This is a genomic window from Cognataquiflexum nitidum (assembly GCF_022538055.1).
In the GTDB taxonomy this organism is placed as follows: domain Bacteria; phylum Bacteroidota; class Bacteroidia; order Cytophagales; family Cyclobacteriaceae; genus Cognataquiflexum; species Cognataquiflexum nitidum.
The window spans coordinates 24,179-40,586 of record NZ_JAKZAM010000023.1 but is presented as its reverse complement, the minus strand read 5'-3'; the positions used below and the strand labels follow the sequence as shown (position 1 = coordinate 40,586).

General features: G+C 39.1%; 14 protein-coding genes. 5 read left to right on the top strand and 9 right to left on the bottom strand.

Annotated features, from left to right (window positions below; all coding sequences use genetic code 11):
• Positions 1–149: 149 nt before the first annotated feature.
• Positions 150–1,256 carry an AI-2E family transporter gene (locus MMU07_RS15235; protein WP_241126787.1) on the bottom strand — a complete coding sequence of 369 codons (1,107 nt, stop codon included), beginning with the start codon at positions 1,254–1,256 and terminating at the stop codon, positions 150–152.
• Positions 1,257–1,563: 307 nt separating this feature from the next.
• Between MMU07_RS15235 and MMU07_RS15230 the strand changes: the two genes are divergently transcribed.
• Entirely contained in the window at positions 1,564–2,634 is a 1,071-nt protein-coding gene (locus MMU07_RS15230; protein WP_241126786.1) for a mechanosensitive ion channel family protein, read from the top strand.
• Between the two features lie 249 nt (positions 2,635–2,883).
• Here the strand turns inward: MMU07_RS15230 and MMU07_RS15225 are convergent, their stop codons facing one another.
• Positions 2,884–3,393, bottom strand: a complete 510-nt coding sequence (locus MMU07_RS15225; RefSeq protein ID WP_241126780.1) for an LLM class oxidoreductase — start codon at positions 3,391–3,393, stop codon at positions 2,884–2,886.
• Positions 3,394–3,423: 30 nt separating this feature from the next.
• Between MMU07_RS15225 and MMU07_RS21865 the strand changes: the two genes are divergently transcribed.
• The gene (locus tag MMU07_RS21865) at positions 3,424–3,636 is read left to right on the top strand and encodes a DUF1016 N-terminal domain-containing protein (protein ID WP_418884517.1); all 213 of its coding nucleotides are present in this window, start codon (positions 3,424–3,426) and stop codon (positions 3,634–3,636) included.
• Between the two features lie 50 nt (positions 3,637–3,686).
• On the opposite strand, the gene msrB is transcribed toward MMU07_RS21865, so the two are convergent.
• Entirely contained in the window at positions 3,687–4,832 is a 1,146-nt protein-coding gene (msrB, locus tag MMU07_RS15220) for a peptide-methionine (R)-S-oxide reductase MsrB (RefSeq protein ID WP_336246199.1), read from the bottom strand.
• 226 nt (positions 4,833–5,058) lie between these two features.
• Between msrB and MMU07_RS15215 the strand changes: the two genes are divergently transcribed.
• The gene (locus tag MMU07_RS15215; RefSeq protein WP_241126778.1) at positions 5,059–5,637 is read left to right on the top strand and encodes an outer membrane beta-barrel protein; all 579 of its coding nucleotides are present in this window, start codon (positions 5,059–5,061) and stop codon (positions 5,635–5,637) included.
• 107 nt (positions 5,638–5,744) lie between these two features.
• A complete protein-coding gene (locus tag MMU07_RS15210) occupies positions 5,745–8,447 on the top strand; it encodes a PQQ-dependent sugar dehydrogenase (protein WP_241126770.1) in 2,703 nt (900 codons plus the stop codon).
• A gap of 69 nt (positions 8,448–8,516) precedes the next feature.
• On the opposite strand, the gene cas6 is transcribed toward MMU07_RS15210, so the two are convergent.
• From cas6 to MMU07_RS15185, 5 genes are all read right to left on the bottom strand, one after another.
• Positions 8,517–9,386 carry a CRISPR-associated endoribonuclease Cas6 gene (cas6, locus tag MMU07_RS15205; protein WP_241126768.1) on the bottom strand — a complete coding sequence of 290 codons (870 nt, stop codon included), beginning with the start codon at positions 9,384–9,386 and terminating at the stop codon, positions 8,517–8,519.
• Positions 9,387–9,493: 107 nt separating this feature from the next.
• Entirely contained in the window at positions 9,494–10,591 is a 1,098-nt protein-coding gene (gene ychF, locus MMU07_RS15200) for a redox-regulated ATPase YchF (RefSeq protein WP_241126766.1), read from the bottom strand.
• 14 nt (positions 10,592–10,605) lie between these two features.
• Positions 10,606–11,688, bottom strand: a complete 1,083-nt coding sequence (locus MMU07_RS15195; RefSeq protein WP_241126758.1) for an AI-2E family transporter — start codon at positions 11,686–11,688, stop codon at positions 10,606–10,608.
• A gap of 121 nt (positions 11,689–11,809) precedes the next feature.
• Positions 11,810–12,139: a DUF3276 family protein gene (locus tag MMU07_RS15190; protein WP_241126756.1), complete on the bottom strand. Its 330-nt coding sequence runs from the start codon at positions 12,137–12,139 to the stop codon at positions 11,810–11,812.
• A 574-nt stretch (positions 12,140–12,713) separates the two neighbouring features.
• On the bottom strand, positions 12,714–13,061 hold the full coding sequence (locus tag MMU07_RS15185; protein ID WP_241126755.1) for a 4Fe-4S binding protein: 348 nt from the start codon (positions 13,059–13,061) through the stop codon (positions 12,714–12,716).
• 141 nt (positions 13,062–13,202) lie between these two features.
• On the opposite strand from MMU07_RS15185, the gene MMU07_RS15180 reads away from it, so the two are divergent.
• On the top strand, positions 13,203–14,219 hold the full coding sequence (locus MMU07_RS15180) for an acyl-CoA reductase (protein WP_336246198.1): 1,017 nt from the start codon (positions 13,203–13,205) through the stop codon (positions 14,217–14,219).
• Here the strand turns inward: MMU07_RS15180 and MMU07_RS15175 are convergent.
• Positions 14,214–15,968: a sensor histidine kinase gene (locus MMU07_RS15175; protein WP_241126753.1), complete on the bottom strand. Its 1,755-nt coding sequence runs from the start codon at positions 15,966–15,968 to the stop codon at positions 14,214–14,216. The genes MMU07_RS15180 and MMU07_RS15175 overlap by 6 nt on opposite strands.
• Positions 15,969–16,408 lie beyond the last annotated feature (440 nt).

Genomic DNA, 16,408 nt, shown 5'->3' with positions numbered 1-16,408 from the left:
TTTGTACGCAAAGATGCCACAAGATTGGATAAATATATTAAATCTCGTCTGCAGACCGAAATGCCTGGTACTTCGGTCTTCCGACTTCGGTCTTCAGTCCAGCTTGAATAAAAACAAAGGGTTACTGGCAAAGAAGCGGATATCCATATTTATTTAAACCATCCCTTTACTTTTTCCATCCATTTCGAAGCTTGTTCTTCTTTTTTCTCATCACCGGAAATGTCGTTGCTGATCAGCATGGCGATGGGTTTCAGCTGTTCAAACTCCTCGCAGATTACTTTGAGGATGGAAGCAAATGGCATAAATAGAATCATGCCTGCCACTCCCCATACCGCAGCTCCGACCAACAAACTCATAATGGCAACCAAAGCGTTGACATTGAGGCTACTGCCGACAATCTTTGGATTGAGAAAGTTGCTTTCAATCACCTGGATTGCCCAAAACCAAATGACCACCGCCACGGGAACCCAAAGAGAATCCGAAGACATAAAGGCGTAAAGTGCCGGAATAACTGCGCCAATGGTCGTGCCGACAAAAGGTACTATGGATAACAATGCTGCCAAAAATCCAAATAGAAAGGGGTTGTCAATCCCTATAAGGAGCAACCCGATACTGTTGGCAAAACCCAAAATTAAAATCAAGATAAACATTCCCGAAATGTATTGTTTTCCCACGCGTTGTATTTTTTGGAGCATTCTAAAGATTCTATCCTGATTTTCTTCCTCCCCAAAAGATACAAATGCCTTGGTCAAGCCGTCCCTATAAATCAGGATTAAAAAGGTAAAGATCATGGTGGTAAATATGCCTGTAAATAATGTGGTCGTAGTGCTAAAAGTACTTTGTAATAATGTTCCGGATGATGATTGAAGCCAGCTTTTTCCCTCCTCTATCAAATCTTCCCTGTTCAAATCCTCGATAAAACTGATATTCCCATTTATATAGACAATTACCTCGGACAAGATGTCCATTATTTTTTCTGTGAATCCCGCTATCTGATCTGAGAAATTCATAATCTGGGAAGAGATTAGAGTCAAAGATCCTCCCAAAATCAGAATCAACATCAGTAAGGAAAGGAAGGCGGCAAGCAGCCGATTGACTCCCCAAGCTTCTAATTTTTGAACTACCGGAAATAAAATAAAGGAAACAAGCAAGGCCATGCTGAGCGGAATCAGGACAGACCTGGCAATCACCATCACCGCAAAAAGACCAAATACGAAGGCCAACACAAAGAATAATTTGGAGAAGGATAGATTCATAGGTTTGTCAATTTCATGTCTTTAGCGTAAAATATGGCATGGAATTTTGACCGCCCCTTTAAGCTTGGGCTATTTTGGGAAGCCAAATCGAAAAAGAAGATACGGAGACAAAGGTCGGGATCATTTTAGGCGAAAAAGCAATACAATATCAGGTGTGTTTTACATAATTCGCAGAATTGGGCAATTGGATCCTTCATTTTTGACATGTCCTTCAGATCTACCCTGTCAGAAATTTTATTGGAGGAAAGCCAAGCAAGGAAAAACGGAAACTTGGTAAAGATTTCGCCTACTTGAGTTAACTTCATGCATGGGAACGACAGGACAAAAAGAAGACAAAGAACTTGAAGCCATCAAAAAAGATGAGAAAGTGCAAAGGGCCCTGAGCGAAACCTCTGTTGTTGCACAAAAAGAAAGCCCTGAAGTTGTACAAAAACAAATGCCCTTTCTAGGCATCACAGCCATTGTTTTTTTGTCATGTGGAGCCCTTTATTTTCTCCTAGGCTGGAAGAGATTGCCTATTCCGATTACCTATATTCCACTCGCCCAAAAAATTTTATTAGCCATAATGTTGGTTTCTTTGGTATTGTTTGCGATTAGGCTTTTAAAAAATATCGTTAACAGCAAGATTGAAGATAAAACCAAAGAATTTAATTTCAACAGGATCGCAGACTTATTTGCAGCCCTGATCATTCTTGTCATCATCCTTTCCCTTCTTTTTGCGAATTGGTACGCGGCGGCGGTTTCATTTGGAATCATATCCCTGATACTTGGTTTTGCCTTGCAAAATTTGATCACAAGTTTTTTTGGATGGCTTTATATTCTGATCCGAAAACCGTTTGAAGTCGGTGACCGCATTAGGATTGGCAATGTCTTTGGAGATGTCATCAATGTCGGCTATCTGGACACTACCCTTTGGGAATTTCACGGGGATTATTTGTCGTCTGACCATCCAAGTGGACGTATTATCAGATTTGCCAACTCCAAAGTATTCATTGAATATGTCTACAACTATTCTTGGCCTTTGTTTCCTTTTATCTGGAACGAAATGAGCTTCTTCATATCATATGACAGCGATTTTAAATTTACCAGCGAAACCATCAAGCGTGTGGTTGAAGTTAAGATTGGGGAAGCAATGGTCAGAAGGGTGAAGCGCTTCAAAAAGATTTTGTCAGAAACTCCCGTAGATGAATTGGATGTCAATGAATACCCTACGGTGATTTTGAAGGCGCATGTCAATACCTGGATAGAGGTGACGGTGCGGTACCTGGTCGAACCAAAAAATTCCGGCCGTGTGAAAAGGGAACTATTTGAGGTTGTAATTGAAGAATTAAAGAAAAATCCTGACAAGGTGATTTTCCCCAATACCAAATTGGCCTGACATTAAAGTGTGCTTAAATGCAATTGAATGCAAATGGGGGTAATTGAAGGGGCAAAGATGGAAGACCACAATTTTGGTTAAAATGGAGAAACTCTTTAGGTGAAACGTCAAGCTGCCCTACCTCTTCTCATTTATCTCCTCCATCACCTTTGCAAATAGCGTCGCAGACTTAATCCTGTCTTCAATGGCATACATGGTCGAAGTTGCGATGATTTCATCCACTTGGGTTTGCGCCAAAAAATCCTTTGCCTATTTCTTTACGGTTTCCTTACTGCCTGGAAAGGAATATTTCAACATTTGCTGCAAAGAAGGATGCTGCACCATTTCTTTCAAGTCCCTTCTCATTGCTGTCGGTGCCTGTAAGCCGTCTCTCGAACCGGTCAACACACTGAAAAACATCCTGATCAAAGTGGTATATAATCTTTCAGCTTCTTCGTCTGTTTCAGCCACAAATACATTGACCCCGGCCAATGTATATGGCTTTTCCAAAAACTCCGAAGGCTGAAATTCCTGAAGGTAGATACCCAAAGCCTGCAACAGATAGGTGGATTCAAAGTGGCTGGCAAAGGCATAGGGCAATCCTTTTTTTGCCGACAAGTGTGCACTGTCTGTTCTCGATCCCAAGATATAGAGCGGCACATCAGGTCCTTCCGCTATGGTTGCCCTTACTTTGGCGCTTTTGTTTTTGATCGAAAAGTAATCGAAAGCCAGAAGCTGCTTTAGTTTATTGAAATAAGTAATCTTCTTTAGCAAAGCCATTCCGGGGCACTATCTCAAGTAAACAGTGCAATGACCTTACTTTATTGGCAAGCAGGAAAGCGGATTAATGACTTTATTTTGGAACATAAACGTGCCGAATATGGAAGGCTAATTGTCATTACACTGTCACGACAATTAGAAGAGCGTTTCAATCAGAATTTTGGAGAAAAGAATTTTACGGAGAATGCCCTACTCATGCGGAATGGCACTTTCGCGTACAATATCAATACGCTGGTTGAGTGAAGTTTGTAGTAGGCGCTAAGCGTTGTAACTACCCCTCTGTGTGTAGGTTTTTAATCGACTACCCAAAGCCAATCTTTGTAACCTTCTTTTTCCATATCTTTTTTTGGAATGAATTTCATGGCTGCTGAATTCATACAATAACGGAGATTGGTAGGTTCGGGTCCGTCATTGAATACGTGCCCGAGATGGGAATCACCGAGTTTGCTCCTGACTTCCACACGCATCATGCCGTAAGCGGTATCGGTCGGTTTGCCGATGACACGGGCATCGAGAGGTTTGGTGAAACTCGGCCAACCTGAATAGGACTCATATTTATCCGAAGAACTGAACAAAGGCACACCCGAAACAATGCAGACATAGATTCCTTCTTCTTTGTTGCCATTATATTCATTAGAAAAGGCCCTTTCAGTCTCCTCATGCATGGTGACTTGGTATTGAAGGTCGGTAAGCCTTTTTTTCAACTCTGAGTCAGAAGGTTTTTTGTATTTGTCTTCCAATTTTACGGGCCAATGTTTTGCAATAAATGCATCCCTTCCCGAACCTGTTCTATAAGCATAATATTCGGTCGGGTTTTTTTTGTAATAATCCTGATGGTAATCTTCCGCCGGATAAAAATTAGTAAACTTGATCAAAGGAGTCACGATGGGTTTGTCAAATTTACCTGATTGGGAAAGCTTTTGTAGGGAAGCTTTAGCAACTTCCTTTTGGATTTTGTCATGATAAAACACCGCAGAAGTGTATTGAAATCCCCTGTCGTAAAATGAACCTCCTTCGTCAGTCGGTTCAAATTGCTGCCAGAAAATTTCCAGTATCTCCGAGTAGCTGATGATATCAGGGTTATAAGTGACTTGTACAGATTCTCTGTGGGTTGTTTTTCCTCCTGATACATCCGAATAGGTTGGATTTTTTTCTTTGCCACCGGCATAGCCAGAAACTACAGATACAATACCGTCAACTCCCTCAAAAGGAGCTTCTATACACCAAAAGCACCCACCTGCAAAAGTGGCAAAAGCTGTCGGTCCATCATAAATTTCTTCAGGAGCATCGGAATTTTCACTTTTTTGTTTTCCATTTTCTGCCTGTGAGCAGGAAAACACGAAAAGACTGAAAGTGGGTATTAACACCAGATAAAGGATTTTTTTAGAAAAGGCCATAATCTTATTGACTTTTTTGACTATTGAACTTGAATGAGGCATGATTTTAGATAATTGACATTCTTGGGATTCGGTTGCTGTCTATAAAGACATTTGAATGATGGACATTTAAATTATACAAGAATCCGGAAGATATACGTTTACTAACAGCAAATCAGATGAATGTGTTTGCAAAGATTAACAATTGCTCAAAAAAGAATTGTCAGATTTGCGCCAACCATAATGTTATTTGCTGAAAACAAATTTTAATTCACATAAACCAACTATTATGAAAACTACAATCAAAGCGAGCTTACTCATGTTTGTCCTGATGGTATTTTACCATTCAGGTTATTCTCAAACCGGAGGAGGGTTTGGAATCAAAGGAGGATTAAATTACAATTCAAACGGACAGTATTTTAAGGATGCTGAGGCGATTTGGGGAGATCCAAAAAATAACCTTGGTTACCATTTGGGATTATTTGGGAAGGTAAATGCAGGGCCGGTTTTTTTGAGACCGGAACTTAACTATACCAATTTAAAATCAGAAATCAATTCAGTCCAATTGCAAACCCAACGACTTGATGCGCCTGTACTGGTTGGATTAAATCTGCTGGGATCTCTAGTTTCAGTTTTTGCCGGACCTTCTTTCCATTACTACATAGAAGACGAATTGAGGGATTTCGAATTTGACAAATTCAATGCAGGCTATCAATTTGGAATTGGACTCAACCTTGGAAATGTCGGATTGGATCTCAGGTATGAGAGAGTGCTCAATGGGCAAACGGTAAACATTGATAATGTCTTTACCGGGGATGGTGATTTCAGATACCAACAGTTGATGCTAGGCCTCTCCTTTAAATTTTAAATGACTCCACAATCCATTTGTTAAATCCCCTAGCCTCTAGGGGATTTTTTTGTTTAATTAAATCTTATTTTCTATATCTTGGGTCTAATCTGAAACCCATTAGACCCATGAAATCTCTTTTTGCCATTATTCTTTTTTCAGCGATGCTTACTATTTTTTCCTCCTGCCAAACAGAGGAGGAGAAATTTGTCACCGAAAAACCGGAGGATAGCCGCTTTACCAAAGTCGCATTGGTGGAAAAACTGGATGAACCCATGGAATTGGAAGTGCTTAGTGATGGGAGGGTGATATTCATTGAGAGAAAAGGGAAAGTCAAAATGTATGAGCCCTCAAATGGAGGGACCAAAGAAATCGGTTTTCTAAACGTTTACTTTGATGGGGAAGATGGATTGTTGGGATTGGCAAAGGATCCCGGCTTTGATAAAAATAATTGGATTTACCTTTACTATGCTCCTGTAGGACCTGTCAGCATCAACCGGTTGTCAAGATTTACGCTTGTAGAGGACATGATAGACATGTCATCTGAAAAAATCATGTTGGAGATTCCCCATTTTAGGGGTTGTTGCCATAGTGGTGGCTCAATTGAGTTTGATCACAAAGGGAATCTTTTCCTTTCACTTGGTGATGACACTACTCCTTTCGAATCTGACAGCTTCAATCCCATCGATGAGCGAAAGGGAAGGCCTGAAAACGTCGATGCGCAGAGAAGTTCCGGCAATAGCAATGACCTTCGGGGAGGGATATTGAGAATTACACCTCAGGCAGATGGGACATATACTATTCCTGAGGGCAATCTTTTTCCGGTAGGAACTCCTGATACCCGTCCTGAGATTTATGTCAAGGGAAATAGAAACCCATTCCGAATTTCGGTAGATCAAAAGAACGGGTATTTATATTGGGGAGAAGTGGGACCTGATGCCACAAAAGACAGTCTTCAAAGAGGACCGAGAGGTTACGATGAAGTCAATCAAGCCAAGAAAGCAGGCTTCTTTGGTTGGCCATATCTGATTGCCAACAATAAGCCATATTGGTATTATGATTTTGATAAGCAGCAAAGCATTTTTGAATATGATCCCAAGGCACCGGTAAATAATTCTCCAAACAATACCGGAGTCAAACAACTTCCGCCCGCCCAACCGGCATTTATATGGTATCCCTATGCCGATTCTGAGGAATTTCCACAGCTAGGTTCAGGAGGGCGCAATGCCATGGCAGGACCGGTTTATTACCACGACTTGTTTCCAAAGACAGAGGTGAAATTCCCAAAATACTATCATGGCAAACTGTTTATCTATGATTGGATGCGGAATTGGATATTCACTGTCACGATGGATGAGAATTCTGATTTGGATTCCATGGAAAGGTTTCTTCCCACGGTAGTTTTTGATAAACCGGTGGACATGCAGTTTGGACCCGACGGTTCTCTTTATGTACTCGAATATGGGACTTATTGGTCAGCTCAAAATGACGACTCAGGATTGTACAAAATAGAATTCAGTGCAGGTAACCGAAAGCCTGTGGCCAAAGCGGCTGCGGATAAAAACCAGGGTGCTGCGCCTTTTACAGTTCAATTTTCGAGTGCGGGAAGCATGGATTTTGATGAAGGCGACAGCTTGTTGACCTATGGATGGGATTTTGAAGGGACAGGGAAAATACAGTCGAAGGAACGAAATCCCACATTCACCTATGAGAAAACCGGAATTTTCAAACCTACCCTGACCGTCACAGACAATGAGGGGAAAATTGACACCTACCAACTCGAAGTTACAGTGGGCAATGAGCCCCCTGTAATTACAATTCAAATGGACAAAAACCAGTCTTTTTATTGGGAAAACCCCGTCCTTGACTATCAGGTGACTGTCACAGACCGTGAAGATGGCGTCATTCCGATGGATAAGATTATGGTCACATGGGATTATTTGAAGAATGGCTTCGATAGGGTAGAAGCTGCAGAAGGGCATCAGCAGGAAATGCCCTCAGCAACATTGTTGGGACAAAACCTTACCGTAAAGAGTGGATGCAACGCCTGTCATGGTATAGATAACCCTTCCATTGGGCCAAGTTATGCCTCGGTGGCGGTCAAATATGAAAATAATCCGGAAGGGAAAAATTATTTGGTTCAAAAAATTACAAATGGTGGTGGTGGAGTTTGGGGCGAGCGACAGATGCCAAGCCACTCCCATCTACCAAAAGGAGACATTGAATCGATGGTGGATTATGTGCTTTCCTTATCTCCAAATAAGCAATCTAATCCCAAAAACCGGATTGCTGCGCAAGGTGTTTTGAATTTAAACCAACATGCCAAAAGGGATTTGAATGGGACATATCTCTTGACCGTAAGCTATCAGGATAAAGGTGCAAATGAAATTGCGCCAATACTGAGAAGGGAACAGGTTGTGCTGAGAAACCCTATGTTATTGGCTGCCGATGCTGATTATTTTGAAGGTACGGCAAAAGCCAATTGGCAGGATACAAAAATGGTCAAGTTTACTGAAAGTCGTTCCTATATCGTATTCAATGGAATTGACCTAAGAGAGGTAAAAAAGATGGTTTTTTCTCTTGATCCGAATAAGAAATCAGGTTGGTTTGAAGTGAGAGTCGGTGGTGTAGACGGGAAGTTAATTGGGAAAACTCCGGTTCTCAGTGAAGAAAACAGGCCAAAAAGCAAACAGACTAAATGGTTTGATTACAGTCTGAAAATAGAAGAAACGAATGGTAGGGAAGATCTGTACATTATTTTTCATACTGAAACAGGGGTAGATATTTGGGGCTCATTTCTGATGAATACTGTCAGATTTAAACCTGATTGAAAAATGGTGATACCGAGAAAGAAAAAAGAAAGTAAACAATAAAACCGGCTTGTGGCCGGTTTTATTGTTTTAAAGTTCCTCTTGTCCTTCTTCCATTTCCCCGGACTTAGGTCTGTCTTGGGCTTTGTAAGGAATGAAACCTTCTCTCTTGAACTTATAGGGCTCAGCGCGTTGGTTAGGAGCATGGTTGGCAAGGTCTAGCATACCAAATCCTTTGTGGGTAAATGCACCCAATCCGCACTTAAACACGAAGTCCTGTACCTCTGGAGCTGCGTACAAAGTAAAAGGCAAGGTATACCCTCTAACTTCATATTTGACATCCATGTCGTAAACGGAGTAGATTCTAGCAAATTTCTTCTGCTGCTCTCTCAACTTATTTACATAATTCATGTCAGGCACAACTTGGAATTTGTAGAAGGATTCCATTTGTTCTTGGTTGTACCATCCTGATCTTTCCATCCTAGTCAGGGTAGATTCATACAACAGATCAGAGAATTCATCTGTATCCGGGTTGATAAATCTTTTTCCTGACTCATCATTGAAAGCAGGAGTGAGCAACACCAATGGAGAGATACAAACAAACTTGTTTGACACCTCTAATGTTGGCTCCGTTTCCTGTTCTGTGTACTCAGGGGAAAGGATAAGGTTTCCTAACTCAATTTTAGGAGTTTCGAATACCTGCTCCAGCAAATAGTCCATAAATTCTTCATTGGGTGATGAAAGCACTAGAGTGACTAAGCTCGAGTAGTAGTGAAGTCCGCTTCGACTTACTTTGGTCTGACCTTTTAGACCAGAGAAATTGAAGTAATTGTAGTTAAAAAAATCCTCCCTGCCACCTTTCACTATCAATCCTTTTAAGAATTGAGCCAAGATGTACTGGTGATGGAAGGGTAAATAAGCCCCTTTGTTTTTTAACGAAAATATTAATCTTATTCTCACGGTTTTGTTAAAAATAGAAATGAAACAATAATTTAAATTTTGCTTTTAATTGTTATTCGCATTTTTCACGGTTCTTGCAAAAGTACAAATTAATTTTATAAATTTTGTTATACATTGAATCTAAAATGCATGATATCTCCATCTTGAACGACATATTCTTTGCCCTCAATCGATATTTTGCCATTTTCCCTACAACCCGCCTCTGATTTATACATTTCATAATCCGAAAGCTTGATAACTTCAGCTTTTATAAATCCTCGTTCAAAATCAGTGTGGATTACTCCGGCCGCTTGTGGTGCTTTCCATCCTTTTTTGATGGTCCATGCCCTTACTTCCTGAACACCTGCGGTAAAATAAGTAATTAAATCAAGCAGCTTGTAAGCTCCTGAAATCAATTTGTTCAAACCGCTTTCATCGAGTCCATATTCTCCCAAAAACATTGCTTTTTCTTCTGCATCGTCCAATTCTGCAATTTGGGATTCAATAGCAGCACATAGGATGATTACGTCGGCATGCTCTTCTTTTACTTTTTCTCTTAGCTGATCTACATATTTATTGCCGGTAGAAAGACTTTTTTCATCCACATTGGCGACATACAGCACAGGCTTGATGGTCAAAAGATGTAAGTCTCTAACAGCTTCAAATTCCTCTTTGTCGATCGAAACTGCACGTGCATTTTTACCTGCTTCGAGTTCTGTTTTGAATGTTTGGAGAACTTCCAGGTCTTTTCGTGCTCTTGCATCTCCGGATTTGGCTATTTTTTCTATCCTGGCTATTTTTTTATCAATTGATTCTAAATCTTTGAGCTGCAGTTCGGTGTCGATGACTTCTTTGTCAAATTCCGGGTCAACACCACCGGCAACGTGCACAATGTTCTCATCATCAAAGCACCTGATCACATGGATCACTGCATCGACTTCCCTGATATTAGCGAGAAATTTATTTCCCAAACCTTCTCCTTTGCTAGCTCCCTTGACCAATCCTGCGATGTCGACAAACTCAATAACGGTTGGTACAACGCGGTTTGGATTTACTAGCTTCTCTAAAACAGCTAACCTTTGGTCCGGAACGGTTACTACTCCGACATTTGGTTCTATTGTACAGAAAGGAAAGTTTGCAGCTTCAGCTTTTGCAGCGGAAAGTGCGTTGAATAAAGTTGATTTTCCAACGTTGGGTAAGCCAACGATGCCACATTGTAAAGCCATTTAAGATTGTTTTTTTACATTTTAAAGATTCTGTATTCTCGGTAGCCCCGGTAAAATTCCAATACGGATACCCTGAAAATGGTGTAAACCGGAATTGCAAAGATCATCCCAAGGATACCGGCGATTTTCGCACCGGCAAAGATAATCACAAAAATTTCAAGAGGATGTGCTTTTACAGATTTGGAGAAAATCAATGGCTGCAATATGATGTTGTCAGTTAATTGAACAACGCCAAATACCGAAAGAATCTTTACTATCATGAAAGTAATCTCGTTGGAATTTTCAAAGTTTCCGGTAGAAAGGCCAACTATTACCCCGAAAGTAGCACCCAAAATCGGTCCGGCATAGGGAATGAGATTTGCTACAGCGGCAAACATGGCTATTGTCAAGGCGTAGTCAATTTCCATCAATGTGAGTCCTATGGCAGCCAATGAAAAAATGCAAGTAATCTGAATCAGGAGGGCTATAAGATAATTTGACAGTAATCTTTCTACCTTATTGAATGTCGATACTGATAATTCGAAATAGGAATTGGGAATCAGGTCCATGATATTTCTTCTCAAAAGCCCATTTTCAAGTAACAGAAAAAATGAAATAAACCCAACAGCCATCACTCCCACCAAAAAAGAACTTGTTGTATTGACTATTGTGTTGACGATTTCTTGATAATTGATTGACCCAAAGCTAGAGATTAATGTTTCCCTGACTTGGAGGATGAGAAAGCCCGGATCACTTTTCACTATTTCGTATTTGATCAATAAATCTTCAATTTTCCCTACGGGGTTTTGGATCTGTTCATAAAGGTAATCAAGATCATACGATGAAATAACCTTTATCTGAGCGCTGATAAGAGGTATAAAAAGCAAACTGATCAGGAAAATTAAGGTAAGGACCAAGCCAAAAGACAGTAAAATTGCAAGCCACCTAGGGGTGTGTTGACCGATTATATGAAACGAGTTTAACCTGTTGGTCAATGGACGAAGTATTGCAGCCAATACCAAAGAAAAAATAAAATATAAGGTGATGTTTGAGAAATACCAGCCTATAACGCCAAGAACTGCTATAAAAAGTAAGAGAACAACGACAGGCTTTTTCATATGTAAAGGAAAGATAGGAAAAAGAAATATTCACTTTGGTAAATATTAAGGTGGAATAATTCAAACCACTTCAAATCCCGTTGTAAAGATTCCTTTTTCCCTATTTTTTAAAAAGTAGAGATTACTCCCACTTTAGCTCGTCGTCGAATTCTGTTTCAGATTCCTCTGTGTCATATTGAGAGAAATCTACTTCTGGCATCAGGTCATTTTTGACGTGGTCAACAGCATTTTGCAAAGCTTCAATGAATTTACCAAAATCTTCTTTATAGAGAAATATTTTATGTTTCTCAAAAACAAAATTATCGCCCTGCATTCTTCTTTTACTCTCTGTAATGGTGAGGTAATAGTCGTTTGATTTTGTTGATTTTACATCAAAAAAGTAAGTCCTCTTACCTGCCTTTACTCTTTTTGAGAAGATTTCTTCTCTGTCATTTCCTCTGTGATCTTCCACTTTCCAAAGTTTTTGTGTGATTGAGCTCTTATTTTGAGGACAAGTTAAATCAATTCAAAAATTATATTCAAGGGATTATCTAGTTTTTTTTAACAGAACCCAACCTTAATTCGAATTTTAAGGCTGAAATGGGTAGAAATTTATGTTATACCTAAATTATCCTACATTTAATATTGTTTGGAAAACCCAAAAATCCTGAAAGCATTTTGGGTAATCTACCTATGCAAAAATTTTTATAACCGGCCTTGCCGGTCAAACTAAGTCTGAGAAAACAATCCACACAGGTGGATGGGTAAAGCTTTTTTTTCTAGAAACCCTTTGCCATGTCAGGGCCGAGTTATTTTTGAAATGAGTATCCGCAATGTTGGACTTTGGGCTATAGGAGGTGGTAGCGAATGAGGAAACTCGTCCGCAAACGACAGTCCACTCTTCACTGGGTGTTTAATGGCTCCTCCAATAAATTATCGCTTGGCTACGGGCAAGAAAGCAGACACACATAATTTTTAAAATTTGCCTCAAAATAGATAAAAAACATATTTACTTATTAAAAATAAAAAGAGGGTTCTCCCTCTTTTTATTCGCCATGCATGAAAAGCTTTTTGGACATCAGGTCTTCTTCCGTCTCTCGGTGATCAGGATCGTCTACACAGCAATCCACTGGACAAACTGCCGCACATTGTGGTTCCTCATGAAACCCGGTGCATTCTGTACATTTTTCAGTGACTATATAGTAAAACTCATCAGACCTTGGTTCTTGTTTTTCATTGGCATTTACAACGGTCCCATCTGGAAGAGTTACTTCCTTTAACTTGGTACCACCGGCCCAAGTCCATTCAATCCCACCTTCATAAATGGCAGTATTAGGACATTCTGGTTCGCAGGCACCACAATTGATGCACTCATCGGTTATCATTATAGCCATAATCCTTATTTTTTGTTGCCCAAAATTAACAATCAATTAACCAATCCTGCAATAAAAAGTTGTCATGCTAAGTAATTTATTTTCAATATTTCAAAAATCATTATTGTTTTGAATTGGATATCTTTGCCAAAACAACCAAAAATGATGACCCTCGAAGAGAGACTTGATGCATTTGCAAAACTCGGAAGTTTAATTGAAAATAGTTCTGAAGAGGAATTGTCCAATTTGTACAGGAGGGTAGAAAACCATAACAATTGGTTTACACCTGCACAGACGAAAAATGCGCTAGATGCACTTTTGGTTTTTTTGAATAAGGACAGATTGAAAAACTGGCTGTCTGAATATGCACTTGCTGAAAAAATTGACCCAAAATCAGTAGGGATTCTTATGGCAGGGAATATACCTGCTGTCGGATTTCATGACTTGATGTGTGTTTTGATGGCTGGCCATCGGGCCTGTATCAAAACGAGCTCCACTGATCAGATTTTAATTGGCTGGCTGATTGATAAATTGGTTTCTATAGAACCAAGAATTAAGTCCTTGATTTTGGTGGAGGATATGCTTAAAAATAAGGATGCCTACATCGCCACAGGTAGTGACAATTCAGCAAGGTATTTTGAATATTACTTTGGTAAATATCCCAATATTATCAGAAAAAACAGGACTTCTGTAGGTATATTGGATGGAACGGAGTCAAAGGATGATTTTGGTGATTTAGCGAAAGACATCTTCCAATATTATGGCTTGGGCTGTAGAAATGTTTCCAAGATTTTTGTTCCGGATAGGGAAATTCTTGTTTCATTCTTGGATTCTATTGGGGATTTTAGTGAAATGGCCAATAACCATAAATATTTTAATAATTACGAATACAACAAATCAATATTGCTGGTCAATAAGGAAATGCACCTTGACAACGGGTTTCTAATTCTTCAAGAAAATCAAGGTGTTGTTTCACCCATCTCAGTGCTTTATTATGAGGTTTACCAAAGTCAAAGGGAACTAAATGAGTTGGTTTCGGCCATCACAGACAAAATTCAATGCATTGTTACCAAGGGTGGGTGGTTTTTAGGTAGTACACCATTTGGGCAGGCCCAATGTCCAGCCTTGAATGATTATGCCGATGGTATTGATACCATGCTCTTCTTAAAAAATTTATAACTGTTCTCTTTTGGGAATGCTGAAGCTGAATTCACTTCCTTTTCCAAGTTGACTTTGGATCTTTAATTCCCCTTGGTTTTTAATGACATAATCATGCACTAGTAGCATGCCCAGTCCAGTACCTGATTCTTTGTTTTTCCCTATGGTGGTGAATGATTCTCGTTTTCTTAGTTTTTCCAGATTTTCTTCTGAAATTCCTAATCCGGTATCTTTGATTTTAACGGTTACATTTTCCTTGTTCTCTTTTAGAAAAACTGTTACCAGATCGCCTTTTCCCGAAAATTTTATAGCATTGCTGATAAGGTTTCTTATAGCCAAATCTATCATGTTTTTATCAGCAAAAACCTGAAGGTTTCCATACTTTTGAAGAGAAAGGGTGATTCCTTTTTCTTGGGTTTTTTTCTCAAAAAGTGAGATCTGTTGTTCTACAAGCTTGTCTAGCTCAAAAATCTGTTTTTCAAGATATTCTCCTTTCAGCTGACTGCTGGTCCAAGCCAATAAATTCTCCAGCAGTATAGAGACTGAATCCATATTTTTATTGATTTCAGGCAGGATATCCAAAAATTCTTTTTGGCTGATTACACCTTCAAATGAAAGTTTTATCAATTCTCGTATTCCAAAAATCGGACCTTTTAAATCATGTGAGATGATTGTAAAAAGTTTATCTTTAAGGGAGTTGAGATTTTTAAGTTCTTCAGCTTGTTTTTTGATCTGATTTTCAATGGTTTTTTTTTCGGTGATGTCCTCAAAAATAAGCATCATACCAAGAAAACCCCCTTTTTTATCTTTGATAGGGACATATTCGATGGCAATGTCTTTTTGTCCCGATGTAAGATTGAGGGATGATTCTACATTAATTTTTTCTTTATGACTTAAATGAGCTTCAAATTCCGAGCTGTTTCCAAAAATATATTCAAGCCCTCGCCCGATAAAATTTGATACAGGCTGCTCCAGGATTTTCTCCATATATGGATTAAAATCGATGACCCTCGAATTAGGATCCAATACCAAAATTCCCTTCGAAATAACTTCAAAAACCTTATCCCTTGCGATTGGCTTTATGCTGAAAAGGTCAAATCGTATCAAAGCAATCCCCACAAAAATGTACATAAATAAAAATGCGTATGGAGTAAGATCGATATGACCAAAGGGTCTGAATCCAAGAATATAGACTATATTAAAGGCCCAAGGAAACAATCCTGCCAAAAGAAGAAGATTGTTTTGTTTTTTGAATATCGGGTCTGCGTTTTTGAATTTGTAGAATAAGATAATTATTCCTGTGAAAAGAGAAATATAAAAAAAAGAAAGATGAATAAAATAGTACGGGCCCGCCTTTATGGCCAACAAAGGAAACGGTCCTGAATTATCCACCATTACCTCCCGATAGTGTAAATGGTGAAATTCGTTGGTTAGTACCATCAAGAAGGTCAAGGCGGGAATCCCAAAAACAAGAAATGCGATTTTCGGACGGGTATAATGCTCCATTCCTGTATACCTGAGACAAAACCAGAGCCAGGTTCCGGGAGCCAGGGCAATTCCGATGTACTCTATTTTGATCCAGAAAAGCATAGCTTCAAGTCTTTTGCTAGAAAGCTCAAAACCATATGCAAGTGCCCAGATAGACACAAACAACATGGTAAATGCAAACCACCTCACGGCGTTGCCTAACCTGTAAATGATTACAGTGGAAATCGCAGCTACAATAATTCCCGAAACCAGAAGGGTTACAGAAAAAATATTTAGTTCCACGCTATTTGGATTTGATTAAGATCAGAAATGTAGCCATTTTTGAAACCAAAGGATAGGGTATTTTCTGAATGGGACTTTTAAAAAATTAATTTAAGGTAAATTTATTGAAATAAATTACTGGCAAATTATTGATAAAAAACACTTATTTAACTGTCAAAAAACAATTTCTAAAACTGAAACCAAAATCCGGCAATCTTGGAATTTTGGTCATAACGGAAATAATTTTTTCAAAAAAAAAGATAAATGGTATCGAGATTTTGGGATGGGCCAGAAATACCAGCAACTAAGAATATTTTCTGCCGTAGGTAATATGTATGTCTTAGACAAAGTAAGGGACAATCATTATTTTGGGAGAGATTTAAATTTGAATTCATGTTGCTAAATAAATAGCATAGGTTATATGAAAACACTTCCAATTTTGACCTGTTTTTTTATCTTTG

Excerpts from the sequence above, each read along its gene's own strand:
- MMU07_RS15235 (WP_241126787.1), bottom strand. The coding sequence starts at position 1,256 with ATGAATCTATCCTTCTCCAAATTATTCTTTGTGTTGGCCTTCGTATTT.
- MMU07_RS15230 (WP_241126786.1), top strand. The coding sequence starts at position 1,564 with ATGGGAACGACAGGACAAAAAGAAGACAAAGAACTTGAAGCCATCAAA.
- MMU07_RS15225 (WP_241126780.1), bottom strand. The coding sequence starts at position 3,393 with ATGGCTTTGCTAAAGAAGATTACTTATTTCAATAAACTAAAGCAGCTT.
- MMU07_RS21865 (WP_418884517.1), top strand. The coding sequence starts at position 3,424 with ATGACCTTACTTTATTGGCAAGCAGGAAAGCGGATTAATGACTTTATT.
- msrB (WP_336246199.1), bottom strand. The coding sequence starts at position 4,832 with ATGCCTCATTCAAGTTCAATAGTCAAAAAAGTCAATAAGATTATGGCC.
- MMU07_RS15215 (WP_241126778.1), top strand. The coding sequence starts at position 5,059 with ATGAAAACTACAATCAAAGCGAGCTTACTCATGTTTGTCCTGATGGTA.
- MMU07_RS15210 (WP_241126770.1), top strand. The coding sequence starts at position 5,745 with ATGAAATCTCTTTTTGCCATTATTCTTTTTTCAGCGATGCTTACTATT.
- ychF (WP_241126766.1), bottom strand. The coding sequence starts at position 10,591 with ATGGCTTTACAATGTGGCATCGTTGGCTTACCCAACGTTGGAAAATCA.
- MMU07_RS15195 (WP_241126758.1), bottom strand. The coding sequence starts at position 11,688 with ATGAAAAAGCCTGTCGTTGTTCTCTTACTTTTTATAGCAGTTCTTGGC.
- MMU07_RS15185 (WP_241126755.1), bottom strand. The coding sequence starts at position 13,061 with ATGGCTATAATGATAACCGATGAGTGCATCAATTGTGGTGCCTGCGAA.
- MMU07_RS15180 (WP_336246198.1), top strand. The coding sequence starts at position 13,203 with ATGATGACCCTCGAAGAGAGACTTGATGCATTTGCAAAACTCGGAAGT.